The sequence below is a fragment of the Actinoplanes campanulatus genome, from assembly GCF_014647795.1.
In the GTDB taxonomy this organism is placed as follows: Bacteria; Actinomycetota; Actinomycetes; order Mycobacteriales; family Micromonosporaceae; genus Actinoplanes; species Actinoplanes campanulatus.
This window is the reverse complement of the sequence record NZ_BMPW01000007.1, coordinates 235,329-260,572: the sequence shown is the minus strand read 5'-3', so window position 1 is coordinate 260,572 and position 25,244 is coordinate 235,329. Positions and strand designations below refer to the sequence as shown.

The following is a 25,244-nucleotide window of genomic DNA, read 5'->3' as shown; positions in this document are numbered from 1 at the left end:
GAATCGTCCAAGTCGATGACTGGACGGGAAGAAGATACACGTTTCGCCCATGTGATGTGGTGGTGACATAGATCACCGGCTATGGGCGGTTGTCCTCCGAGTGCGGTGTGGGCGCGGTGGTGGTTGGGCGTTCTGGGGGAACGTCGTTCAGGGCCGGCCCCGGCGTACGCACCGGGGGCCGGCCCTGAGTTGGAGCCTCGACCTCAGCGTCCGGTGATGGTGAAGCTCGAGCCCGGCTGGATGACGACGTCTCCGTCGGCCGAGTTCGTCATCGTCACGTTGGACAGCGTCGCGTTGCCGCGGGCGCCGCCCATGGCCAGGATTCCCGCGCCGTTCCTGGAGCCGTCGATCTTGACGTTGGTGATCGCGACGTTGGGCATGTTGCCGCCGCCGGTCTTGAACTGGATGCCGTCGTAGGTGGAGTCGGCGATCTCGGTGTCCCGGATGGTGACGCCGGTGATGTCCCGCGACGACGGGAACAGCGTGATCGCACCGAACTCCTGCGCCTCGCCCCAGAACGCGCCGCCGGTTCGGTAGAGGCCGTTGTTGGCGATCAGGGTGGTTCCGCCGAACGGCAGCGGGCTGTGGTCTGTCGCCAGCATGATGCCGGGGTAGTTCATCGTGTCGTAGACCAGGTTGTTCTCGATCGCGTTGTTCGATCCGCCGTAGATGGCGAGGCCGTTCGCCCGCCACGGCAGTTGCACGGTGTTGTTGACGAGGCGGTTGTTCGACGCGATGTCCACCGCCTGGTCCTTCACGTACGGGTTGGCCCAGACCGCCAGTGAGTCGTCGCCCGTGGTGCGGAACGACGAGTTGAACACCCGCGAGTTGCGTGTGCCGTTGCTGAAGTTGATGCCGTCCGCGTAGGTGTTGCGGATGCGCATGCCGGAGAATTCGAGCCCGTCACCGGGGTTCCAGTAGGCGGGGGTGTCCGAGTAGTCGCGGCCGACCCAGGCGCCGACGTTGACGTGCTCGATCCAGACGTTGCTGATTTCGGTGTTCTTGCCGAACCGGCCGTTGAGGGCGTGGCCGCGGTTCGCCCGGTTCTGGGTGTTGCCGAAGATCGCCAGGTCGGAGATCTGCGTGTTGTCGTCGATCTCGAAGCCGACGTTGCCCTCGTGCGGGTGGTTGATGTTGCCCACCACGTTTTGCGGCTGGGTGTTCGAGTAGAGCTGGGAGTGCCACATGCCGGCGCCCCGGATGGTGACGTTGCGCAGGCCCTTCTGGTTGTACTGGCCGCGGGCCGGGTCCGGCGTGAGGATCTTCTGCTCCTGGCGCCACTGCCCGGCAGGTATCCAGACGCAGCTGATCACGCCGTTCTGGTTGTCCGTCACGGCCCGCTGGATGGCCGCGGTGTCGTCGTTGCCGTCGTTCGGGACCGCACCGTACGTGGTGATCGAGGTGCAGCCGGCCGGTTGGCTCGCGGCCGGCGCCACCTGCTCGAGGTCGATGAAGTCGATGATGTAGAACGACGCGTTGTCCCCGGCGTCGCGCTGCAGCTTGAAGCGGGTACCGGCCGGATACGACTGGGCGAGCAGCGCGTGCGACTCGTCGAACAACCGCCGCGCGTCGGCCGAGGGCGAGTTCGACAGGCTCTCGGTGTCGTCCGTCGTGCCGTAGACCCAGCTGTTGCGCGAGGAGAGCGTCAGTTTCCGTACGAACTGGTCGTTGACGTAGAGGCTGATGCTCGCCTCCTGGCCGCCGCCGCCCGGCGCGTCCGGGACGGAGTTGCGGACCACGATGGAGTTCGCCTGGTTGGTCGAGGTGAACTCGACGAACTGGCCGGTGCTGTTCAGCCGTACCGATCTGCGTCCCGAGGACTCGGTGGCGAAGTTGGTGTGCCCGAAGGTGCGGAGTGCGTCGGTCTCCAGCAGGGTGCCCTGGTAGCGGGCGGCCTCGGCTTCGTACTCGACGTACGGCACCGCGGCGCCCCGGCCGACCACGACCGAGCGGGTCAGCACGTTGTTGTTCTCGTTCGTCTCGGCGACGGCGTCGGTCGCGTCCGCGGTGGCGGTCAGGGTGGCTCCGCCGCTGGTCGCGGTCCAGGCGCCGGTGATGGCCACGGTGGCCGTCGCGTCGGCGCCGATCGCCGGGGTGGTGCCGCTCAGCGTCGTGCCGCCGACCGTGAGCCGGGTCGTCGAGGCGCCGGCGCCGCTGGTGCCGCGGTTGTGCACCGCGACGGTGAACGAGACCGCCGCGCCGACGGCCGGGTTCGCCGGGTTCGTCGTGATGCCCGTGACCCGCAGGTCCGGACCCGGTGCTTGACCGACCACCAGCTGCGTGGACGCGGTGAAGGTGTTGTTGCCGTTGTTCTGCTCCGCGACCGTGTTGTCCGGGTCGACGACTGCCGCGACGGGGTAGCTACCCATCGGCTGGGCGCCGATGTTCGCCGAGACGGTGGTCGACGCGCCGGGTGCGAGGGCGCCGGCCGGTGCGCTGCCGACGACGTTGCCGCCCAGCTTGAAGTCCACGGTGGTCGCGGCCGCGGCGGCCGTGCCCTGGTTCTTGACCGTCGCCGAGAGGGTGATCGCGCTGGTCTCGCCCGGTGACTGGGGTGTCCAGGTCGCGGCGGTGACGACGAGGTCGGGGTTCGGTGCCCAGCCGCCGATCACCTGCAGGTCGGCGACCTGTCCGCCGGGTGCTCCGGTGTTGCCGAAGAACTGCAACTGGACGTCCGCCGCGCGACCGGTGACCGGGATCGTGATCGAGTTCTGATTGGTCGCCGGGTTGAAGGTGTAGTCGGCCCGGGCCTTCAGCGAGGTGAATCCGGTCGCGGTCTGTGCCCGGCCGAGGACCTGGAGATTCTGGGTACGGGTGCTCCAGACCGGGTCCGGGTTGAGCTTGACGATGATCGCGGTGACGTCGGCGTCGGCGCCGAGCTGCACGGTCAGCGTCGCCGGGTAGCCGTTGGACTCCCAGTAGCTCGTCGGGCTGGTGTCGTTGGCGTTGCCGGCCACGAAGTCGTACCTGGACGACGACGCCGCGATCGGTTTGCCGCCGGCCAGGTTGGTGCCCGCCGGCGGCTCGCCCGGATCCCCGCCCCCGTCCGTACCGTGGATCTCGAACTCGGCGAGCTGAGCGGCCGGCCACCCGGTGTTGCCGCTGATGTTCACCCGGACGTACCGGACGGTTGTGGTGTCGAAGTCGAGGGTGACCGTGTTGGACGTGGCTGGATCGAAGATCCGGCCGGCCGAGGGGGAGAGCGCGCTGAAGCCGCTGCCGTCGGCGCTGCCCTGCACGCTGAGCGTCTGGGTCCGGGTGGCCCAGGCCGCCGCGGGTGGCAGCTTGAGCACGACCTGACCGACGCCGACGGCGCTGCCGAGATCGATCTGTACCCATTGCGGGAACGCGTTGGCCGGGCCTTCCCAGTACGTCTGCGGGTTGCCGTCGTTGACGTTTGCCGCGACGTAGGGGCCGTTGGCGCCACTGGCGGTGACCGGCTTGCCGGCGGCGAGATCGGGTCCGGCGGCCGCACGTGCGGGCGTGGGGGCGAGCGCGACGGCGGCGGTCAGGCCCGCCGCGAGGAGACGGGCCAGCAGCCTTCGGCTGAGTTGCTTGCGTGTCATGGCGTCTCAGTTCTGTGAGAACGACGGGGAGGACGGCGAGGTGCGGGCGACGCAGATGAACGGAGCAGGGCGGGCGGGGGCGTCCGCCTGGATCTTTCGGACCGTGCAACAGAAATTTCGTGGTGTTTGCCAGCTTCTTGCGGCATAGCGAATTCAAAGTTTCAGATTCATCACTGTTTTGTCAACGTCGAGTACGGCCGCCGGCGGATCTCGGCAGTAGCGCCGCGGCCGGTCCTGGTTCGGTGTCGAGCCGGGCAGGATGCGGGCCGACCCCGTTGGCGCTCGACGCGACCCGGCGATTTTTGCAGCACCCAGTCCATCTTTTTCAGCACTGTGAGGCGGTTGTTGCAGGTGTCGGAGCGATGTATTAGCGTTCATGAATGCCATGGGTTGAGGCGGATAAGTTGAGCACCCACCTCCGGTTGCTAGGCTGGGCAGGTGACTGACGCCACCCGAACCGCGCGGCCGCTACGCCGGGACGCCGAACGCAATCGGCAGCGCATCATCGAGGCCGCTCGTGAGGTCTTCGCGGCGCGCGGCGTGGCTGCCACCCTCGACGACGTCGCCCGCCAGGCCGGCGTCGGGATCGGCACGGTGTACCGGCGCTTCCCGACGAAGGAGGCTCTGCTGGAGGTCGCGCTGGAGGAGAAGCTGCGTGAACAGGTCCGGGTCGCCGAGGCGGCACTCGAGGCGCCCACCGGCTGGGACGGACTCACCATGTTCCTGCGAGCCGCGGTGCGGATGCAGGCAGCCGATCGGGGCCTGCGGGATCTGGCGCTGGGCGCCGAGCTGAGCCTCACGCTGTACGACCGCATCCGCGAACGGGTGGAACCACCCATCACCGCGCTCGTCGAGCGCGCGCAGAGCGAGAAGTCCCTGCGACCCGACATCACCGTCCACGATGTTCCACTGCTGCTGATGATGGTCACCGAGATCGCCCACCACAGCCATCAGGTCCGTCCCGACCTCCATGACCGTTACCTGCAACTGCTCATCGACGGGCTGCGCCGCTCCGAGAGCGCCGGCGCCCTCGGCCGGCCACCGTCGTCCGACGACGTCGACGCCGTCGCGAAAGCGTGGCTGCCCAGCGCTGCCGCGCGTCGCTAGTCAGTGGCCGCCGGCGCGGTGCCCGGGCCGGGTAGGTCGGTCGGCGGGGTTGTGGCTGCTCGGAACCCTTCTTGGAACAGGGTCAGCACCATGGTCACGCCGCCAATATCGAGTAGACACTCTCGCGGTCAGCTGCCCGTCGCGGACCTCGACGATCCGGTCGACCCGGGCCAGCGCGGCGGGGTGGTGCGAGATGACGAAGGTGGTGCGGTTGCGGGTGAGCCGGTGCAGGCCGTCGAGCACCAGCGCCTCGGAGTCGCGGTCCAGGCCGGTGGTGGGTTCGTCGAGGATGAGGATCGGGGCGTCGTGCAGCATGGCGCGGGCGATGGCGATGCGCTGCCGTTGCCCGCCGGAGAGGGTGCCGCCGCGTTCGCCGATCCTGGTGTCGAGTCCCTGGGGGAGCCGGTCGAGGAACTCGGTCACGTGGGCCCGCGTGGCCGCCTCCCACACCCGGTCGGGCGACGCCGTGGGATCGCCGTACCGGATGTTGTCCATGATCGTGCCGTAGAACAGGAACGGTTCCTGCAACACCAGGCTTATCTGCCGGCGCAGGTCGGTCAGGTGGAACTCCCGGATGTCCATGCCGTCGAGCAGGATGCTGCCGGCCTGCGGGTCGTAGAACCGGGGGATCAGGCTGATCAGGGTGGACTTGCCGGCGCCGGTGCGGCCCACGATGCCGACGTGCTCGCCCGGTTCGACGGCCAGGCTGGCCGCGTTCAGCACCCGCGGTTTCGCCGGGCCGTAGGCGAAGGTGACGTCGCGCAACTCCACCCGCCCGCGTAGGCGGCGGACCGGCCGGGCGTCGCGGGCCTGGGGGATCGTGTCGTCGGTGCGCAGCATGGCATCGACACGTTCCGCGCTGGCCACCCCTTGACTCACGACGTAGGACATCTTCGACAGTGCCCGCATCGGCCGGTACAGCGACCGGAGGTAGCTGAGGAACACCAGCAGCACTCCCAGGCTCATCCGGCCGTCGAGTACGCGCTGGACCCCGACGTAGGTGACCAGCAGGGTGCCGGCGAGTGACACCAGGTCGACCAGCGGTGGCAGGCCGGCCCGGAGCTTGATCGCGCGGAGGCCGGCCGTCAGGCTTTCCCGGCTCTGGCCGGCGAACCGGTCGTCCTCGAGTCCCTCCCGGCCGAACGCCTGCACCACCCGGATCGCGCCGAGCGTCTCGCTGGTCATCGCCGCCAGGCCGGCATCGGCTTCCCGGGCCGCCCGGGACGCGCGCCTGATCTTGCGGGTGAAGTGGTAGGTCACCAGGAACAGCGGCGGCGCGATGCTCAGCGCCAGCAGTCCGAAGGACGGTTCGACCAGCACCATCACCACGGCGAGCCCGGCCAGCATCACCGCGTTCGGGATCAGCGTGCCGAAGATCGCCACCAGCATGTTCTGCGAGCGGTCGATGTCGGTGGTGAGCCGGGCGACCAGGTCGCCGACCCGTTGGTTGAGGTGGAACGACAGCGAGAGGCGCTGGACGTGGGCGAACAGCGCGCCGCGGATGGTCACGGTGATCCGCGCGCCGGACCGGTTCATCAGCAGGTCGCTGATGTAGCCGATCAGCGCGGACAGGCCGACCAGCAGCACGGTCGCCGCCAGTGCCCGGATGAGGACGACGGAGCGGTCGCCGCCCGATCCGGCGATCAGGGTGGGAAGCCAGCCGTCCTGGGGCCGGCCGCCGACGACCCCGTCGACGATCACCTGCAGTGGCCACGGCTGTGCCAGGGCGAGCAGTGTTCCCAGCACCACCAGCAACGCGCCGGCGCCGAGGGCCGGCGCGTGCGGGCGCAGGAACCGCCGGAACCGCCATGCCGCCGTCAACATGCACGTGCCCCGGGTACGGTCATGCGGCGGCGACCGGTGCGGGCCGCCCGGCGTGCCGGTCACCCAGTTGCTCGACCAACGATGCGACGACGGTGCCGAGACCCGCGGTAGGGATGCACGGCCCGGCGCCGGCCAGGTCGACCTCCTGGCAGGCGAGTGGACTGTTGGTCACGACCCCGGTGACCGCGAGAACGTCGTGGCCCATCTGGCGCAGCTGCCTGACTCCGGCGACGGCCGCGAGGCTTTCCCGGGTCGCGAGCACGATGTGCGCCGGTCCCAGCCAGCCGGAAAGTGCTCGCAGGATCAGCTCGGTCTCACGTTGCAGCAGGCCATCGGCGATCTCCAGCACCCCGACCTGGACCGCCGCGGCCTGGAGCTGCCCGGTCAGTCCGGCGACGATCGCCGCGAGGTCCGCCCGGTCGCAGCCGTCGGTCGACGGCCAGCCCATGTCCAGGAATTCGAGGACCGGGTCGGCGCCGGCGTCGCGGTACGACGACAGGTCGCGCGGGCTCGCCGTACCGGTGAGTTTGGCGGCGCCGACGCGATATCCGGCGCCGGTCAGACCGTGGATGATCGACGCGCAAGCGGTCGTCTTGCCGGCATCCATCGCCGAACCGGCCACCACGATCCAGGTCGGCTTCGGGCCGATCGGCTGGGCGGGCGGCAGGAGGAACGACCGGACGTTGAGCGGGCGGCCCGCGTGGTGGGCCTGAGCGAGCACCCGGAGCGTCGTCGGCGGGGCCACCTCGGCGCTGCGCCCCACCACCTCACCGCAGAGGCCGGACGCACTGAGCATTTCGGTGACGTCCCCGGTGACGCGGGCGCGTCCTTGCAATATTGACGTCGAGTACCGGGCACCGACCACGCACGTGATCCGGTCGCCGGGGTAGAGCATGGCGCGCCGGCCGTCGGCGGTGTCGAGGTGCCGTAGCAGGGACGGGGTGATCACCTCGCAGGCCAGTACGTCGCCGACGATCGGGGACCCGATCGGCAACCAGGTCACGTCCAGCCCTGCCGGTATCCGGCGGGTCATCCAACCCGTCTTGGTGGGCGCGAAGTCCATGTCCTGCCCCTTCTCTGCACCGCCGTGCGCCCCGTCTCGGCGGGCACGGCGCCTGTTGTCCAACGAGGTCGCGTCTCCGCCCCGAACTTTGATGATCTTATGCGGCAATTGCGATTGTTCCGATGATTTGGGTGTCGCCCTCACCGTTCCGGTCGTGATCGTGCTGGTCGTGCTGGTCATGACCGGCACCGGGCAGCTGCTGTACCTGCTCGCACCGGGCTTCCTCGCCGTGCTGACCGTGCCGTTCGGCATCGCCTGGATCGCCCGGCCGAGCCGGTTGCCGAAGGCGGATCCGGTGCTCGACCGGACCGGCATCCGGCTCAGCGCGGACGGCCGGTTGCTGCGCCGGGACGTGGTGCTCCCCTACTGCCCGGCGCGCGGGCCGCAAGCCCGGCGGCGCTGGCGGCTGCCGAGTCCTCGCTGGGTGCCGCACTGCCCGCGGACGTGCGGGCACTGTACTTGTCGGCCGGCGCCGGCGACCTGGTGCTGCCGGCGGACCCGGACCTGTTCTACGGCATGAGCATCGTCGCGCTCGACGACGCGGCGGCCCGGGAGTTCCTCGAGCCGCGGTCCCGGTACGGGTCCTGGTCGGACGGTGCGATCGAGGTCGTCGTACCCGACCCGGCCGAGCGGGTGCAGCCGTTGGCGGCCTCCCCGGCATGGGTCGCCGTCGGTGACGACTTCGGCGGCAATCTCCTCGTGGTCGACCTGGAACCCGGCCCCCGCGGACACGTCGGACAGGTCCTCTACGTGGACCACGAAATCCCAGCGGGCGCCCGCTGGCTCGCGCCGTCGCTGACCGAGCTGCTCACCGGCCGGCCGAGCGAACCGGCCGAACTCGGCCCGGAGGGCGGCCTGGTGGTCCGGGTCGGCCCGCGCGGCCGGACTGTCGCCGACGTCCGCCCGGACACCGAGGTGGTGGTCGTCAGCGCCGCGCCGGAGCCGGCGGACCTGTCCGGCCTCGCCGGCAACAAGACGATTCGGACCCTGGTGGTCAGCCACTCCGCCACTGTCACCAACCTGGACGTGGTCACCACGCTGCCGGGGTTGGAGTACCTGGAACTCGGCACCGCGAGCTGGCAACAGCTCCTGCGCACCGACCGGGTGCCGCCGACCCTGCAGGCCGCCGGGATGCAGGGTCGCGCGGACTGGGGCACGACTGTCGAGGTCGTCGACGCCCTGCTCGCACGCTGGGACCGCCCCCGAATCGACGTGACGCGCATCCGGGTTTCCCCGGCTGGCACGTTCGGGTAGCGGGCCGATGCCGGTCCCAGCCCGCCTCGCCGACCGTGAACAGCGGCTCACCGATCTTCGGCGTCTGAGGTGCCGGTCTGGCGGATCGCCCGGCTGCGCTCGACGGCGTCGCGGGCCCGCAGTCGGGTCTCCGCGGCCTCCCGGCGGACCCGTTGGGACCATTCCCGCCAATCGCCCGGGCCGTGGTGGCCGGTCGACGCCGTGCCGGCCCGGCCCGGCTCCTCGGTGACGGGTCCGGCGACGCCGAGACGGGCCAGCAGACCCATGGCTTGGAGTACGCGGACGACCGTGGGCGCCGGATCGCACAGCACCATCGCGACGCCCGCCGCGTCGGCCGCCTCCCGGCAGGCGAGCAGGCATCGTACGCCCACGGCGTCGATGAACGTCAGCCCGGCGAGATCCAACTCCACCTCGGCGACAGTCCCGCCGGCGAACGCGTCGGCGACAGCCGTCATCAGCAGGTGTGTGGTGTGCCTGTCCAGGTCACCGCGAACACGCAGCCGCACCTGCCGCTCGGGCGTGGTGGCGATGCGGTCGATATCCAGATCGTTCGGGGCAGGAAAGAAGGTCATGCGACTGTCCCGACGTCGGGGGACTTCCGGCCGAAATTGTATCCGCCACCGCGGCCGGCGCCGGACGACGCTCGGACCCGTACCGGGTGATAAAGATGAAAGGGACGGGACTCCACGCTGGAAAGGCTGACGAGGTGGCCGAGCAGGTAGGTGACCAGGACGAGTTGTCTGCCGTGGCCGGTGACCCGTGGGTGGTTCGTGCCGCGTTCGAGCAGCTGCCGTTCGTCGCCTACGCCACAGAGGGCCCGGATCACCGGTTCGTGGCGTGCAACGCCATGTTCCGCGACTATGTCGGCCGTGACCGCATGATCGGCGCCAGGCTGCGGGACTCGTTCCCCGAAGCGATGGGCCAGCAGATCGAGCCGATCTACGACCAGGTGTTCACGTCGGGGCAGCAGGCCCACATCCGCAACTTCCGGGCGCAGATAACTCTGCAGAACACCGGCGAGCAGGTCGAGATGTACGTCGACCTGCGACTGCATCCCCGCCGCGATCCGGACGGTCGCGTCGTGGGCGTCCTCGTCGATCTGGTCGACGTCACCGAGCAGGTTCGCGAACGGCAGGCCGAACGGCAGCGGGCCGCCGAGACCGAACGCCGCCTGGAACAGGCCCTCGACGTCATCACCACCCTGCAACGGGAGCTGCTGCCCGCCGGAGTGCCGATCCTGCCCCGGGTGCAGGTGTCGGCGAGCTACCTGCTCGCCGACACCGACACCGCGGCCGGCGGTGACTGGTTCGACTCGTTCGCCCTCGCCGACGGCCGGGTCGCCCTGATCGTCGGTGATGTCGTCGGGCACGGCGTGGCCGCCTCGGCGACCATGGGACAGCTACGGGTGCTGCTCCGGCAACGACTCGCCGCCACCGCGGACATCGCCGCGGCGATGTCGGCGCTGGACACCACCGCCGCCGAGATCCGCGGGGCGCGGGCGAGCACCGTGTGCGTGGTGCTGCTCGACCCCACCAGCGGCAAACTGGAGTACTGCACCGCCGGCCACCCCCCACCGCTCGTGCTGTCCACCGACGGCCGGTTCCGCTACCTGCCGGCCACCGGCGCCGGACCGGTCGGGGTCGGCCGGACGTTCACCGACGCGTCGACCGGCGCCGCCGAGCTGGCCGACGGCGAACTGGTGCTGCTCTACACCGACGGCATCCTCGAGCGCCCCGGCCGCGACCTGCCCGGCAGCACGATCGAACTCGCCGAGGCGGCGGCCGCCATCGCCGCCGACCGGGCGTTCCGCGGAGACACCGACATCCCGGCCGAGCGGGTGTGCGTGCAGACGCTGGAACTGCTGACCCGGGCCACCGGCCACACCGACGACATCACGCTGCTGGCCGCCCAACGCGTCACCGCGCCGCCGCCGCTGAACCTGCCGGTGATCGCCGACCGCACCGCACTGAGACCCCTGCGCGCCCGCGTGCAGGCGTGGCTGACCGAGGCACGTGTCGCCCAGCCCGACGCCGGCGCCATCACCCACGCGATCGTGGAACTCGCCACCAACGTCGTCGACCACGCCTGGATCGACGTGGCAGCACAGCGGAATGCGTTCACCGTCACCGCCGCCCTGACCGGCACCGGCCACGTCGAGGTCCGGGTCACCGACCGTGGCCGTTGGCGCGAACCCGCCCCGTCACCCGACCGCGGACTCGGCCTGCACATGACCTCACAACTGGTCGACAGTCTGCGTATCGAGCACGACGAGACCGGCACCACCGCCACCGTGACCCACCGCGTGAGCCGGCCGGCCCGCCTGCTGACCGCCGACGACCTCACCTGGGCGACCACCGACCGGCCACCCGTCCCGGCCGACTTCCTGCTGATTCTGGACCAGCCCTCCGCGCCCGGGCCCCGCCTCCGTGTCGACGGTCCGGTCGACGCCGCCACCGTCACCGAGTTCGACCGCGAGATCCGCACCGCAGGCTCCACCGGCACCCGCTCGCTGACCGTCGACCTCACCGGCGTCACCCACCTGGCCAGCGCCGGTGTCGCCGCCCTGCACCGGCTCAGCGCACTGCACCGCGACAACAACACCCACCTGCGCCTGTACGCGCCGGCCGGCACCCCCGCGGGCACCATCCTGTCGCTCGTGACCCTCGACCACCACACCCGCGACCCCGACATGGTCGGCTGAACCCGGGCGTGAGGCGCGCGCCGGAGGCGGATCTCTAGGCTGGGGGCATGAAGGTTCTGTCCATCCAGTCGGCGGTGGCCCACGGCCATGTCGGAAACTCCGCGGCCGTGTTCCCGCTTCAGCGCATCGGTGTCGAGGTCGTCCCGGTTCCCACGGTCAACTTCTCCAACCACACCGGGTACGGGGCCTGGCGCGGGCCACTCCTGCCGCCGGCGGACGTCGCCGAGATCATCCTCGGCGTGGAGGAACGCGGAATCTTCCCGCAGATCGACGCGGTACTGTCCGGCTACCAGGGCGGGGCCGGCATCGCGGACGTCATCATCGACGCGGTGCGCCGGGTGAAGGCCGCGAACCCCTCGGCCGTCTACGCCTGCGACCCGGTGATGGGCAACGCCAAATCCGGCTGCTTCGTCGCGCCCGAGATCCCGGTGCTGCTGCGCGACCGGGTCGTGCCGGTGGCCGACATCATCACGCCGAACCAGTTCGAGCTGGGCTTCCTGACCGGCACCGAGCCGGCGACCATCGAGTCGACGCTCGAGTCGGCCGACCTGGCCCGTGCCATGGGGCCGTCGACCGTGCTGGTCACCAGCGTGGCGCGCCCGGACCGGGAGGCGGGCACGATCGAGATGCTCGTCGTGGACGCCACCGGCGCGTGGCTGGTCACCACCCCACACCTGCCGTTCAAGGCGAACGGATCCGGCGACGTCACGGCCGCGCTGTTCACCGCCCACTACGTGGCTACCAAGGACGCGGCGGTGGCGCTGGAACGTACCGCCTCCAGCGTTTTCGATCTGATCGACATGACCTACCGATCCGGCGAACGCGAACTCCGATTGGTGCAGGCCCAGGACTTCTACGCCACGCCGCGCATGCAGTTCAGCGCCGAGCAGGTGCGCTGAGGTACGCCGCGGTTGCGGCGTGTCGTTGCTTAGATGCGGAGCGTGCCCCTATGGTGGCCGGGTGAATTCGGCTGACGTCGATATGTATTTCGATGATCGCAATACCGCTCGGGCCACCCGGGGGCGCTTTCGCTATCAGGACGAATGTGTGGCCCTGCGCTGCATCCTGAACCTCGCGTCCGGTGGGTTGACCTCGGTCGTCGTCGAATGGTCCACCGACTACATCGCGACCTTCGAGGACCGGGACCCGGAACTGGTCTCGGTCAAACACCGTGATCCCGGCACTGGTGACTGGACACTCAGCAGGCTGCGCGAGCCGCTTCGGGACCTGCACATGGTCTGGCGAAAGATGGACGAGCGATGCACCTGCGCGTTCGTCTCCAGTTCCGGTGTCTCGGCGGGAGCCCTCAAGGGACTCCCGAATATCGAGTTCGACGGAGTGGGCGCCGCGGAGAGGGACCGTTTCCTCGGCGTTCTCTCGCTGCCGGATCCGCCGCTGCCGCGACGCTCGGAGATGACCACGATGGGCATCAGCGCCATGTCCGGGGCGCTCACCCTGCTGGGCCGGGACGAGCAGTACGCCGCCGAATGCTATTCCGTGCTTCTGCGCCGTATCGAGCGGGCCGCCGTCGAGGAGCCGGTCGATCCCGTCGAACGGATCGCCCGGCTCACCAGATCGCTGCGTGACCGGCGATGGCCCGACCAGGAAGCACAGACCTTGCGCATCGACGACCTGCGGGAGCTGGTCCTCGCCACCGAAGCCACCGCCGCACGTCGTACGCCGTCTCCGATCCGGTCAGCCGTGGTGGTGCGGGATCGGGGCGATCGGGAGGTCGAGGTCGGCGGCTCGCGGTTTCGGCTCGTCGGGGAACCGGAGGAACAGGAGGCGCCGGACGGGTCCTACCGGCTGCTGCGGTCGAGTGCCCGATACGTCACGGCGCCGTCCCGCGAAGTGCGGGTGACCCGGTTGGAGATCCTGGCCGAGACTCGGAAGGTCGCGGAGTTGCGGCAGGAGGCGAAGCTCCACGACACGGTCGCCGGGTTGCCGAGGGTGCTGATCAGGGCGGAGACGCCGCACTCGTTCGCCTTCGTCACCGCGTCGCCGCCGGGGGAGCCGCTGCCCAGCGCCTACGGTCGGCCGCCCTGTCCCAGGATCGCCCTGGACATGCTGGTGCGTGCGTTGCCACAGGTCGCCCGTACCCTCGAAGGACTGCATGCGTCCGGACGGGCGCATCGCGCGCTGCGGCCCGAGGCACTGATCGCGTCGCGTGATCGGTTGTGGCTGCGTGATGCCGGTCTGGCCGCGACACCGGCGGTCGCGGGCGAAGGGCCGGCCGAGTACCGGGCACCCGAGCAGGACCGGCCGATACTCACGCCACCCGGTCCGGCCAGCGACGTCTATCAGCTCGCCGCGATCGTCTACCACCTGGCGACCGGGGAGCCGCCGGGAGGTGACCCTCCGCCTCCCGGGCTGTTGCGGCCGGAACTGGCCCCGGAGCTGGAGGAACCGCTGCTGCGGGCGCTCGCGGACGAGATGGATCAGCGGCCGGCTCTGGGAGAGTTCGTGCAGGCTCTCGGCGCGACGCTGCGGCGGGGTGGGACGGTCCGGTGCTGATCGACGCGCCGTCGCTGCTCACCCTGAGCGGTCCGGTCGCGCTGGTGCCGGGTCTCTCCCTTCCCCAGTCGTACGCGAAAGCGCGCCGCGAGAATCCCCACCTCGCCGATCCCGCGTCGCTCGTGGCGGACCTGCATCTGCTCAGCGGGCAGGGCGGGTTCCCGATCGCCTTCGACGACAAGAACCGGTGGCTCCGCCTCTACGCGCGACGCGGCTCGGTGGCCGTGCGGCCGACGAAGCAGGGCGACGCCTACTCGATCGAGTTCGTCGAACCCATGACGCTGCGCAATCACGGTCGGCTGGCTCGTAGCAGGCTCCGGCTGACCGGTCCGGGCTGGTACTACGTGGCGCAGCTACGCGACGTGCCGTCCGGCTACCGGGCGCCGGACGCACAGATCCGTGCTGCCTGGCAGAAGGCGCAGACACCCCGCGAGGTGCCGGTGGCGCCGGCACGGCCCGCCCGCCATGACGCCTTCTGCGACGCACTGGACCTGGTCATCGAGGGCGGTCGGCAGATCGAGGCGGCGAAGGATCCGGCCGAACGGATCCTGCCCTACTACGAGGTGCGCAGCGTGGCACAGCCTCGCCAGTCGGCCGCCGGGATCTACGACTTCCTGCTCTCCCGGCCCGGACCGGCGCAGTCGGGTTCGATGGTGCAGATCCAGGGCCAGCCCGACCTGCGGGGCCGGGTACGCGAGGTCGACGGCGAGCGGGTGACCGTCGCCTTCGACAGCCCGGTCGACCGGCGCAGGATCCCGGAACGCGGTGAACTCATGACGACCGCGAACGATGTCGTGCCACGGGTGCAGAGCGACGCGGTCGCCAAGCTGCGCAACGGGTCCGCGCCGAATACGAGCCTGGCGGCGATTCTCATCGACGGGACGTTCGCCGGGTACCGGGAACGGCCGGTGAAACCCGCCGAACCCCTCGATGACAACCAGGCTGTCGCGTTGCGGCGGGCACTGGCCGTACCGGATCTGCTGTGTGTGGTCGGACCGCCCGGAACCGGCAAGACCCGAACGATCGTCGAGATCGCCCGTGCGGCGGCGGCCCGGGGTGAGCGAGTGCTGATCGCCTCACAGACCAACACCGCCGTGGACAACGTCATCGAACGGCTGCCGCCCGAGCTGACCGCCGTTCGCGTGGGCAACGAGGACCGGATGAGCGAGGCGGCCCGGCGGCGGACCCTCGCCCAGACCGCCGGGGAGTTGCAGCGCCGTATCGCGGACCGGACCGGCTCGACCGCGCAGCGGCTGGAACCCTGGCTGGGCGACTCGCCTCTCGCCGTACGCTGGCTGGATCGGCTCAGTGGAGAGCTCGCCTCGGCTGACGCGTCGATGGTGGCGCATGACGCGGCACTGGCCGATCAGCGATCGGCGGAGGCGGCCGTCGAGGCCCGGCACGGTGAGCCGGTACGGGCGAGCCTGGCCGGACTGCGAGCCGCTGAGCGTGCCGCGGAGTCGGCGTCGGAAGCGGTGGACCGGCTGGAGACGAGGCTGCGCCGGGCGGAGTCCCGTACCGGGGGCATCCTGGGCTTCTGGTACCGCTCGGCGGCTCGCCGGCACCGCGGGCGGCTCGCCGAGGCAGCGCCCCGGGCCGTCGCCGCCGACGCCGCCGGCCGATCCGCACGGCAGGAGTACGAGACGCTGCGCGCGGGCCTCGATCGTACGATCAAAGATGATCTTTCGGTGTGTGCGGAGAGGGACCGTGCGACGCAGGCGGAGGCGGCCGCACAACGGTCGCGGGAGGCGGCTCGCCAGGCGGCGCGGCGGTTGGCCCGCCTGGTGGCCGGGCTGGAACCGGCGCCGCCACCCGAGCCCGACATCGCCGCCTTCGCCACCTGGTGCCGGGCACATGCGCCGATGCTGCGGGAACGGGCGCAACTCCTCGCCGACTGGCGAGCCAGGCTGGAGCAGCCGAGCGAACAGTTGCACGCCGAGCTGATCCGCTACGCCGATGTCATCGGAGCCACCTGCATCGGGGTCGGGGTGCAGCGCAACCGGCTCGCGGACCTCGACTTCGACCTCGCCGTCGTCGACGAGGCGGGGCAGATCCCGCTGCCGTCCACCCTCGTTCCGCTGACCCGGGCCCGCCGTGCCGTGCTCGTCGGCGACCATCACCAGTTGCCGCCCTATGTCGACGACGACGTCCGGGAGTGGCTGGCGCAGCGGGACGAGACCGGCGTGGACGAGAACCTGGTACGGGAACTGCTCACCCACAGCGCGTTCGAGCGGCTCCTTCTCCGGGCGCCGGACGACAACCAGGTCCTGCTCGACCGGCAGCGCCGGATGCCGGCGGTGCTGGCCGACTTCGTCTCCGGGCAGTTCTACAGCGGCCTGCTGAAGACTGCGGACGGGGACCGGCCGCCGTCACCGCTCTTCCGCAGCCCGCTCGCGATCGTCGACACCTCCGGGCTGCCCGAGTCGCAACGGTCCGAGCGGCGCCGGGAACGCACCGAGACCTGGCAGGCCGCCGGCTGCGACAACCGCACCGAGGCCGGGCTCGTCGTCCGGCTGGTGCAGTGGTACACCGCGCACGGATGCGACTGGGCGGTGATCGCGCCGTACAAGGCCCAGGTCCAGCTGATCGACATCCGGTTGCGGACGCTGCTGGGCGACGAGGCGACCCGGGAACGGGTCGGCACGGTCGACACCTTCCAAGGTCAGGAGCGCGACATCGTGATCTTCAGCTTCACCCGCAGCAACGCGGGTGGATCGGTCGGCTTCCTCAGCGAACTCCGCCGACTCAACGTCGCGATCACCCGGGCGCGGGACCAACTCGTCCTGGTGGGGGACCGTGGCACCCTGACCCGCGCCAAGGATGCCGGTTTCCGTCATCTGGCCCGTGAGTTGTTCCGGTACGCGGATCAGCACGGCGACGTCCTGCCGGCCGAGGCGCTGCGGGACCGTTTGACGGCGGCGCGGTGACCGGGCCCGCTCACGTTCCCGTTCGGAGAGTGCTGGAACGGGTGGCCGGCATGCCCGGTGTCCAGCCTCTGCGTGTCTTCCCGGTGTTGCTGCCGATGTGGGCTGTGGAGATCCGGACCGTGGTCCTCGACGCGCAGCCCTACGAGGTGTTCGACCAGTACGTCTCACGAGCCGTCGCGGGAGCGGGACTTCGGGAACCGTCGCGCCTCGCCGCGTTCTTCGGTGTCGAGGTCGGCCTGATCGAGCGGGCCGTGCGGTTCCTGGAGTCCGTCGGTCACCTGCGCGGCGACGGTGCCGGGGTGGTGCTCACCGAGCTCGGTCGCCGGTCGGTCGCGGACGGGTGCCGGTACGTTCTCAAAGAGGATCGGCAGGTCGTCTACCTGGACGGGTTCACCTGTGAGCCGTTGCCGAAGAGCCACTACGCGGGAACGGAGTGGTGCGACGAGCCTTCGCTGCGGCTGGCCGATCGGACCGCGTTCCATCCGGTGACGGCGTCGCCGGCCTTCCGGGTCGGCGCGATCCAGGAGCTGGCCGACCGGCCCGATCGGGAGCGGTTCAACCTGCCCGGGGCGCTCACCTCGGTGGAGCCGCTTGAGGCGTGGCAGGCCTGGTTGCCGGCCTACATCGTCGAGTGTGTGTCCGAGCTTCTGGTCTTCATCAAAGCCGTCGACGGGCCGGACCGTCACCTCGGGAAGATCGTGACGCCCTATCTGTCCGAGGTCCTGGCCGCCGAGCCGCGAGTCGACGACATGCAGGTGTGGCTCACCTGGCTGGAGGCCAAAGGTCTTCCGGGCGCCCGGATTCGGCGAATGCCCAACCGGGTGCTGCGGGCCGGGTTGCCGGCGGCCGTCTTCGGTCAGGCGGTGCGGTGGGCGCAGCTCGGGTCCTTCGAGGTGCGGCAGCAGACGTTCATGCAGCTCTGGTGCGAGGACGTGGCGGCGCGGCGACAGGCCGTGCTGGTGCGCGCGGCGGCGATCACCGGGGCCGGCGGGGTACGCCGCCGCGCCGAGGTGGAACAGCGACTGGCCGACCTGGCGGGGCAACTGGAGGTGGCGGCTCCCGGGTGGGACGACCTGTACCGGTACGCGGAGGAGGCGGACGACCGAGCCCTGCTCGACCGGCTCAATGTCCTCGCTTCCGGCTGATGGAGTGCCGTTCAACAGCCCTACTTGCGGCGCCCGGTGTGCTCTGGTGGAGGATCAGGCTTCGATCGGGCGCATGTGCGGGGAGGGCCAGTGAAGCTGATCGACGGTCGTTACGAACTGGAGCATGTGCCGCTCGCCCGTGGTGGGATGGGGGACGTCTGGCTCGGCCGGGACGTCCGGCTCGACCGCGAGATCGCCGTCAAGTTCCTCCGGTTCCCCAACGGCGTGCCGGACGAGGCCTTGATCCGCCGATTCGATCGGGAGTCGCGCATCACCGCCAGGCTTGAGCATCCCGGTGTGCCGGCGGTCTATGACGTCGGTGTGCATGAGGACCGGCCGTACATGGTCATGCAGCGGGTGCACGGCGTCAGCGTCGCCGACCTGGTCGCCGAACAGGGGCCGCTGCCGGTGGGATGGGCTGCGGCCATCGCCGCGCAGGTGTGTGCCGTGCTGGTGGCCGCGCACGCGGCCGCGCTCGTGCACCGGGATCTCAAACCGAGCAACCTCATGTTGGAGCCGGACGGTGCGGTGAAGGTGCTGGACTTCGGTCTGGCCGTGGCGCCGACGCTCACCGACTACTCCACGATCACGCACACCCACCAGTCGCTGGGCACGCCCGCCTACATGGCGCCGGAGCAGGCGGAAGCCGGCACCAGCGAGGCCGCGACGGACCTGTACGCGCTGGGCTGCACCCTGCACGAGATGCTCACCGGGGAATGGGTGTTCCGTGCGCCCACCTCGTTCTCGTTAATGATGAAGCAGGTCAAGGACACCCCGCCACCGTTGCGGTCGCTGCGGCCAGACGCTCCCGCCGAGCTGGAGCGTCTGATCCTCGACCTGCTGGAGAAGCGGCCGCAGGACCGCCCGGCGGGTGCCGACGCGGTCCACCGGCGTCTGTTGCCGTTCGTCACCGGGCTGGGACCGCTGCCCGGCGCACTGCACCCGGCCGGAACCCTCAGCTCGGCCCGCCTGTACGCGGGTGTCCTCGCCGAGATCCCCGACAACCCGGACGGTACGTCCCACGACCCGATCGACCCGGACATGCTTCTTCTCAGCCGGCACCTTGCGACCGCCATCATGTCGCCGGAATGGCGCCAGGTGATCCGGCAGGCTGATCCGTCCGTCGCGGGACTGCTTCACGACCTCGCCGTACGGGATCTGCCGGTGCCGATCGTGGACTTCGAGCTGGCCGGCACATCCCATCGGGCGGCGCTGGCCTGGCCGGAGCGCAAGGTCGCGGTGCTGCCGCCGTCCCAGCCCTGGACCGCGGATCGGGCCGAAGCCTTCATCGCGGCGGGCTGGGACGCCCGACCGGCGAACACCTGGACCGCCGAAGGGCTGGCCCGGCGGATCGCCGGCTGAACGACTACTCCCGGCGGACGATGGCCAACTCGTCGCGGGCACGGGTCGCCGCGACATAGACCAGCGACCGGGCCGTCGAGGATCGCCATCGCGTACCGAAGGTTCTGAGCGGTCGTCCGGTAGTTGAGCGTGAGCCGCCGGGACCGTCCGACGGTCTTGATGCCGTAGCGGCCCAGGACCGAACGGGTGCCGTAGATCCGCTGGTGCGAGTCCTCAGCGATGAAGAGATCATCCGGCCCTTCGGCGACCAGGGCGCGCAGCATCTGCCAATGCGTGGGGGACAGGTCCTGACCCTCGTCGACGAGCACATGGTCGGCCTGGCCAGCCCTGCCGCTTCTCCTTCGGCCACAGCCAGACGTTCTCCAGCTCATGGGCCACCGCGTCCTCGGCCAGTGTCGCCGGAACCAGTTGTGGGATTCGTCGATGACGACCGCATCCCAGCGCTGCTTGCGCAGGCTGGCGACATGACGCTCGGACTTGAGCGTGTCGATGGAGATGATCGCCCGCCGGAAGTAGGTGAACGGATTGCGGTTGGCCGGCAGTTTCTGGCGGACGCGCTGGATTCCGGCGGTGTCCAGCCGGACGAACGGCAATGCGAACCGTGACCACAATTCCTGTTGCATCTGTTCCAGAACATGGCGTGGGGTGACGATGAGAATCCGGTCGTCCCGGCCGCGGCGAACCAGTTCCGACAGGATCATGCCGATTCGAGTGTCTTGCCGAGCCCCACCGCATCGGCGAGCAGAATCCTCGGCCGGAGATTGGCCGGGTCGAGAGCCTTCTTCACGGCGGTCTGCTGATAGCTCAAGGGCCGGGCGAGCGCCTGAGTGGCGACGGTCAGGGAGCGGTCGCCGAGCGGCACCGCCGTCTTGCGGAAAGTCGACTCCACCCAGAGCCGAGCCTTGCGGTACTGCGGGCTGTCGTCCGCCACCACGTCGGCGGCCGCGGGATCCAGGGGCTCGATGGTGTCCAGGCGGGCGAAGAACGATGCCGTGGTGTCGCGGACCAATTCGCTGAGACCGCGGACATGGACGAGTTGTCCGTCGGCGGTTTCTTCGACGGCCTGGACGAGCCATTCCTCGTCGCGAACGAATACCACGGATCCCGGTGCGGCATCAAGCTTTTCCCCGGAACGGATGTCTTCCATGGTTGTCCCCACGTTCCATCGAGCCGCTAGCGGTGCGGCCGACCGTATACTGATCAACAGGAGTGGATGAATTCGCACAATCGGTTCGTATCGAACCAGTCAACGGATTCCAGGGTCGGGCGAATGGCCGAATCGTTGCAGGTCAGCCACGCTCGTGAGTTCAGAGCACTTCCTGTACCTCTACACGTAAGGGTTGCTCCGCGACGGATTCCGGCCGTTCCGTACTACTTCGGCGCAGGAGGATCCGGCCAGGCGCCACCGCCGACGGCTGCATCGAGGATGTCACCGAGCCGTAGCCACGCGGTCGGCCCTGAATAGGAGGCCGGGCCACCCGCGAACCGTGTCCAGGCGTCCGCGTCGTCGCGCAGGGCGGTCGTCACCAGGGAGACGACCCTCTCGTGTGAGGGCCGGTATCCGTTGCTTCCACCGACGGTCATGGCGGACCAGGCCGGGAGCGCACGGATGACCGCCGAATCGCAGTCGGGCAGTGACAGCACCGCGCGCGTCCAGTTCTCTCGATTGCTCGGACCGCCTCCGACGTGCCGGCGTAGGCCGAGGGTGAGTCGGAGGAGCGCCTCATCCGGCTGGGAGTGACGACCGAGAACCGACGCGAATGTGAGCCTGTATCTCGCGTGGTGGCTGAACGACAGGAGTGCCTTCTCGATCAACTCGTCGCCGGCATGCCGTTGCAGGTAGTCCTCCAGCACATCCTCCGAGGTGCCGGCCAACTCCCGGACCGTGACGCGGCCGGGGTCGCCGAGAGCAGAGGAGCGATCCGGGCCGTCCAGGTCGCCGAGGATCCGCTCGATCGCTGCGCGGAGTTCGGCCGCTCGGCGTTCATCCTCATGCCAAGAGATGCGGTGATACCGCGGGTTGGCCTTGAGCACGTCGCGTACCCGTTGTTCGACCTCAGCGGTCACTTCGGGAAGGTGCAACAGCAGTACGTGCACCCACCGCAGCTCACGGACACGGTCGGCTCCGCCGTCGGACGACGGTTCCCAGAGTTCCAGCGCTTCGACGGCGGCCTCGGCGAAGCGGCGTCCGAGTTTGCTCAGCAGCTCGTCGGAGGCCTGCCAGGTGTGGGCTTCGCCGAATCGGCTCTTCGCCTGGGCCGGTGAAAGGATGTGCCGCCACGTCTTGTCCACCGCGCGGGATACCCAACGGACCGCGGCGTCGGCGCCGTACTCAGACAGTTCGAGAAGCTCGGTTACGAAATCCCGGGCGTCAGGATCGAGGCCGTTCATCTCAGCGTCGAAGGCGGCAAGCGTCTGTTCGGTGGTAGCCCCGTCACGTTTGAGCCGGTGCATCCGGGTCAGCAGGGCGTGCTTCGGGAACTCGGTCAGATCGTCGGCGGCGAGTTCCTCGAGCAGTAGTGGGTCGACGGTCCAGGGAAGCTCACTGAGAAGGGACTCCCGGATGGTCGAGTAGGTCTTGGTTCCGCGTGCCCACTCGACCAGCCAACGATGGCGGGAACTGTGCACGGCCAGGAGCCGTTCCCACATGAGTCGCCATGCCTTGGAGTGACCGATCCAGGCTTCGAAGTCATCCTGCTCCTTGAATTTCGGATGTGCGGGGAGCAGTACGACAGCAGCGGAGAAGACCACATCATGCAGGGCGGGATCGCGAAGGACCGCCTGCGCCGGTCCGGGGTTCTCCAGTAGATCTACCGTCATCTCCAGTGGCTGGGTGCATCGTCGCTGTAGCTCGGTCACCACCGCCTCGGTGAGGACCTCGGCGCTCGTGGACCGACCGAAGACGCCGAGCTGATTCGCGGAGCAATCGCTCAGGGTCTGCGCTCGCATCGCGGCCGGGCAGGACGGATGTGCTAGCGCCGTCGTCGCCGATTCCAGCCGGCTGTAGCCGTATCCCTGATCCTTGTCGGTTTTGAGGTCACGTTCGATGGCGGCTTCGAGCATCCACACGGGTGCGCTGTCCTTCAGCGCACCACGGAGCAGGGCGAGGATCAGACCGTCTCGGACCGTGCCATCGGCCATGGATCGGAGGCGTTCGACAGCCATGCCGGTCTGCGGGGAATCGGCGCTCGCACCGGCCACGACAGCGTGGAGGAACTCCACCGGCAGGCCGGACTGTGGTTCGTTGGTCGACATCGATCCCTAGCCTTCGATCCTGTTCGGCATGAGGTACTCCTCGACCTGTTCGGCGAGGTGCAGGGGCCAGGGCAGGTTCGTGGTGTCGCGGACGTAGGGTGCGGCGTTGCGCAGGTCGTGGGCGAGTGCCGCCCAATCCTCCGGGCGGTCGCCGTCCTGGATGCCGGCGACCAGCAGTTCCACGAACTGGGCGTTCCAGACGTTGCCCTGCGGGCGGGGGGTGGTCGGCTTGCCGTCGTAGTCACCCGGGACGACCTTGGATGCACCCTTGAGGGCACTGGTCTGGGTGACCGGTTTGGCGGCGGTGCTGCCGTAGAGGCGGGGGACCAGGTAGGCCCACAGTCCGCCCGGCTGGCCCACCTCGTCACCGCTTACGCCGAAGCATTCGGGGGTCTCGTCGCCGGGGTTCACCGTGCGTACGCGGACGTGCCGCAGGCCTGGCAGTTTGCTCATCGGCACCGGGTCGCCGGCCCCGAAGTGGAGGGCGTCGAGGACGAGATTGCCGTTGGTGAGGGTCTTCCACGGCCCTCGGAGGTTCTGTGCGTGGGTCAGCAGCAGCGTGTCCGGATAGGCCGCGACGACCCCCTCGATCGCCTCTTTGATGAAGCGGACCGTGCCATCGGCGGTGTACTTGAGATCGGCGTTCAGGTAGGCGTCGCCGATGCCGAGCAACCCGGAATGCAAGGGCTGCCAGTCGACCTTGGGGGCGCGGACCTGGACCTCGCGGCCGGTCGGGTCCACCAGGACGGCGATCGGGATCTGGCGTTGCACCCCGCGCGAACGGCCCTTGTTCCGACGGATCATCCAGAGCGCCAGCAACGCCGGCTGCCTTTCCAATGTTCCGGGCGCCGGGAACGGGAAGGCACTGGGACGTAGTCCGAGCTGGCGGAACAACTCGTCGACCGCGGCATTGCAGCGCTCCCGGTCGGCTTTGACGTCCGGTTCGGTGACCGGGGTGACGAACTGACTGAGCCGGCCGGTGCGGAGCAACCCGTGCCGGATGGCGAACTTCGGATCGTCGGCGGTACGGGTCTCGTACTCCTTCGGGCCACCGATCTCCACCAGGGCCGCCGTCGGGCCGGTTGCCGGGCGCAGGGCGGCCGCGATGTCGTCGAAGCGCTCCTGGACGGCCTCTTGCACGGTGCGCCCGCCGCGGTCGAGTGCGCTGCGCATCCGACCGTCACCGACGTGGCGGATGGTGACCGTGGTGGGTCCAGCACGGACGACCGTTTCGGCCCTGTCGAGGTCCGCGGCTGAGGGCAACGCACGGCCGAGCCGCATGGAGAGCCGCTCGAGGGCGTACTGCATGGCCTCTCTGCCGGTGAGGAGTTCGATCGTGAGTCGTGATCCGACCACCCGTTCGAGTTCAGCCGGGGCGATCGCGCCGTCGGCGATGCCGGAGAGGCCCGGATATACGGTCCGTTTCACCCGGGGAAGGGGGCCGACCTGGTGTAGACGGGGCGCCAGCTGCTCGGTGATCCACTGCAGGATCGGCACCCGGTCGGCGAGGGGCAGGCCGGCGCTCACCTTCTCCCTGCGGCCGTTGAGCATGCCGTTGCGGTACACCAGAGCGGCGGCGTCTCCGGTCCGCTGCAGGTAGTCCATGGGGGTGGCGACCACCTGTTCGGGGTCGGGCAGCCGGTTAAGACAGCCTGCCTGCTCCAGCACGTTCGCCAGGCTGTCGTCCCATCGCGCGGGGTAGGAGGTCTTGCCGTCGGCATCCTTGACACGCACCGAGCGGATCTTGGCCGTGCCGAAGTGGCGTGAGTTCTCCAGCCCGGCCAGGTACGGCACGGTCGGCGCGAGATAGACGGAATGCCCGTGATCCGAGGCGAGCCGGCCGCGGGACGGCAGCCAGCGGCGTACCCCGAAGGAGAGGTAGACGAGCCACTCGTCGCTGGTCGGGACCGTCTGCACGGTGATGCCGATCTTGACGGAGAAGGGGCGGCCGTCCTCGGTCCGCTCGGGCGGCCAGGACATCAACTCGGCACCGGTGGCGGCCGGGCAGCGTACAAATCGAAGGTTGCCGTGCGGACAGACCGATTCGGGCCGTGACAGAGTCGCGGCGATCTCCATCGGCAGAAGGCGGGAGATCTGGGCGAAACCACCGCGCCCGGTCAGGTCGATGCGCACCGGTGACCAGGTGAGGTCGGAGGCGTTCAGCTGCGAGAGGGTCCGGCGGATCTGCTCCGGATCCGCCTTCTGGGCGCGAACCCAGGCGGCGACCAGGTTGAACAGGGCCGCCGGATTGATCTCCCGGTAGGCGAGCAGCCAGTCCTCGTCGTCGTCGCCTTTACCGGCGTAGGCGAGGGTGACCACGCAGTCGGGTACCAGCGCGGTGATCGCCTCGTTCAACGGGGCGATGGGAACGGTCACCGGTCCGTCGGCCCGGCGGGTGCGCATCAGGGCCCGCAGCGGTTCCTTCCACCGGCCGGGGAAACGCATGACGTGATAGTCGCGCTCGAACGGATGCTCCGAGTTCAGGCGCAGGACGGTGACGGCGAGCTGGTCGTAGCGGGGTGCCAT

15 protein-coding genes and 2 pseudogenes are annotated in these 25,244 nt (G+C 69.7%); 9 read left to right on the top strand and 8 right to left on the bottom strand.

Annotation, left to right across the window (positions count from 1 at the left end):
- Nucleotides 1-203: 203 nt before the first annotated feature.
- Nucleotides 204-3,566, bottom strand: a complete 3,363-nt coding sequence (locus tag IEZ13_RS15865; RefSeq protein WP_183221815.1) for a CARDB domain-containing protein — start codon at nt 3,564-3,566, stop codon at nt 204-206.
- A gap of 438 nt (nt 3,567-4,004) precedes the next feature.
- Here IEZ13_RS15865 and IEZ13_RS47505 point away from each other — a divergent pair, with 438 nt between their 5' ends.
- On the top strand, nt 4,005-4,673 hold the full coding sequence (locus IEZ13_RS47505; RefSeq protein ID WP_183221816.1) for a TetR/AcrR family transcriptional regulator: 669 nt from the start codon (nt 4,005-4,007) through the stop codon (nt 4,671-4,673).
- On the opposite strand, the gene IEZ13_RS15855 is transcribed toward IEZ13_RS47505, so the two are convergent.
- A complete protein-coding gene (locus tag IEZ13_RS15855) occupies nt 4,674-6,497 on the bottom strand; it encodes an ABC transporter ATP-binding protein (protein WP_183221817.1) in 1,824 nt (607 codons plus the stop codon).
- 19 nt (nt 6,498-6,516) lie between these two features.
- Complete coding sequence (locus IEZ13_RS15850) at nt 6,517-7,560, bottom strand: hypothetical protein (protein WP_183221818.1); 1,044 nt, start codon at nt 7,558-7,560, stop codon at nt 6,517-6,519.
- Between the two features lie 154 nt (nt 7,561-7,714).
- Between IEZ13_RS15850 and IEZ13_RS46515 the strand changes: the two genes are divergently transcribed.
- On the top strand, nt 7,715-8,080 hold the full coding sequence (locus IEZ13_RS46515) for a hypothetical protein (protein ID WP_229794726.1): 366 nt from the start codon (nt 7,715-7,717) through the stop codon (nt 8,078-8,080).
- The gene (locus IEZ13_RS15845; RefSeq protein WP_229794725.1) at nt 8,005-8,814 is read left to right on the top strand and encodes an SMI1/KNR4 family protein; all 810 of its coding nucleotides are present in this window, start codon (nt 8,005-8,007) and stop codon (nt 8,812-8,814) included. Before IEZ13_RS46515 ends, IEZ13_RS15845 begins: the two co-directional genes overlap by 76 nt.
- A 47-nt stretch (nt 8,815-8,861) precedes the next feature.
- Here IEZ13_RS15845 and IEZ13_RS15840 read toward each other — a convergent pair whose 3' ends face one another.
- The gene (locus IEZ13_RS15840) at nt 8,862-9,386 is read right to left on the bottom strand and encodes an STAS domain-containing protein (RefSeq protein ID WP_183221819.1); all 525 of its coding nucleotides are present in this window, start codon (nt 9,384-9,386) and stop codon (nt 8,862-8,864) included.
- A gap of 134 nt (nt 9,387-9,520) precedes the next feature.
- Here IEZ13_RS15840 and IEZ13_RS15835 point away from each other — a divergent pair, with 134 nt between their 5' ends.
- The 6 genes from IEZ13_RS15835 to IEZ13_RS15810 all read left to right on the top strand — a co-directional run bounded on the left by IEZ13_RS15835 (nt 9,521) and on the right by IEZ13_RS15810 (nt 19,463).
- Nucleotides 9,521-11,515, top strand: a complete 1,995-nt coding sequence (locus IEZ13_RS15835) for a SpoIIE family protein phosphatase (protein ID WP_229794724.1) — start codon at nt 9,521-9,523, stop codon at nt 11,513-11,515.
- 47 nt (nt 11,516-11,562) lie between these two features.
- Nucleotides 11,563-12,414: a pyridoxal kinase PdxY gene (pdxY, locus tag IEZ13_RS15830; RefSeq protein ID WP_183221821.1), complete on the top strand. Its 852-nt coding sequence runs from the start codon at nt 11,563-11,565 to the stop codon at nt 12,412-12,414.
- A gap of 148 nt (nt 12,415-12,562) precedes the next feature.
- The gene (locus tag IEZ13_RS15825; protein WP_183221822.1) at nt 12,563-14,029 is read left to right on the top strand and encodes a protein kinase family protein; all 1,467 of its coding nucleotides are present in this window, start codon (nt 12,563-12,565) and stop codon (nt 14,027-14,029) included.
- Entirely contained in the window at nt 14,023-16,956 is a 2,934-nt protein-coding gene (locus IEZ13_RS15820) for a DEAD/DEAH box helicase (protein ID WP_183221823.1), read from the top strand. The genes IEZ13_RS15825 and IEZ13_RS15820 overlap by 7 nt, the downstream gene beginning before the upstream one ends.
- Before the next feature lie 29 nt (nt 16,957-16,985).
- The gene (locus IEZ13_RS15815; protein ID WP_183221824.1) at nt 16,986-18,101 is read left to right on the top strand and encodes a hypothetical protein; all 1,116 of its coding nucleotides are present in this window, start codon (nt 16,986-16,988) and stop codon (nt 18,099-18,101) included.
- Between the two features lie 90 nt (nt 18,102-18,191).
- Nucleotides 18,192-19,463, top strand: a complete 1,272-nt coding sequence (locus IEZ13_RS15810; RefSeq protein WP_229794723.1) for a serine/threonine-protein kinase — start codon at nt 18,192-18,194, stop codon at nt 19,461-19,463.
- Nucleotides 19,464-19,534: 71 nt separating this feature from the next.
- Here the strand turns inward: IEZ13_RS15810 and IEZ13_RS47735 are convergent.
- The 4 genes and pseudogenes from IEZ13_RS47735 to IEZ13_RS15790 all read right to left on the bottom strand — a co-directional run.
- Nucleotides 19,535-19,783: pseudogene (locus tag IEZ13_RS47735) on the bottom strand (UvrD-helicase domain-containing protein); the annotation flags it as partial.
- A gap of 87 nt (nt 19,784-19,870) precedes the next feature.
- A pseudogene (locus IEZ13_RS47730) lies at nt 19,871-20,610 on the bottom strand (SNF2-related protein); the annotation flags it as partial.
- A gap of 224 nt (nt 20,611-20,834) precedes the next feature.
- Nucleotides 20,835-22,718 carry a hypothetical protein gene (locus IEZ13_RS15795; RefSeq protein ID WP_183221825.1) on the bottom strand — a complete coding sequence of 628 codons (1,884 nt, stop codon included), beginning with the start codon at nt 22,716-22,718 and terminating at the stop codon, nt 20,835-20,837.
- Between the two features lie 6 nt (nt 22,719-22,724).
- Nucleotides 22,725-25,244 carry a pPIWI_RE module domain-containing protein gene (locus tag IEZ13_RS15790; protein WP_183221826.1) on the bottom strand — a complete coding sequence of 840 codons (2,520 nt, stop codon included), beginning with the start codon at nt 25,242-25,244 and terminating at the stop codon, nt 22,725-22,727.

Coding starts and splice junctions, on each gene's coding strand:
- IEZ13_RS15855 (WP_183221817.1), bottom strand. CDS start 6,497: ATGTTGACGGCGGCATGGCGGTTCCGGCGGTTCCTGCGCCCGCACGCG.
- IEZ13_RS15840 (WP_183221819.1), bottom strand. CDS start 9,386: ATGACCTTCTTTCCTGCCCCGAACGATCTGGATATCGACCGCATCGCC.
- IEZ13_RS15865 (WP_183221815.1), bottom strand. CDS start 3,566: ATGACACGCAAGCAACTCAGCCGAAGGCTGCTGGCCCGTCTCCTCGCG.
- IEZ13_RS15790 (WP_183221826.1), bottom strand. CDS start 25,244: ATGGCACCCCGCTACGACCAGCTCGCCGTCACCGTCCTGCGCCTGAAC.
- pdxY (WP_183221821.1), top strand. CDS start 11,563: ATGAAGGTTCTGTCCATCCAGTCGGCGGTGGCCCACGGCCATGTCGGA.
- IEZ13_RS15850 (WP_183221818.1), bottom strand. CDS start 7,560: ATGGACTTCGCGCCCACCAAGACGGGTTGGATGACCCGCCGGATACCG.
- IEZ13_RS15795 (WP_183221825.1), bottom strand. CDS start 22,718: ATGTCGACCAACGAACCACAGTCCGGCCTGCCGGTGGAGTTCCTCCAC.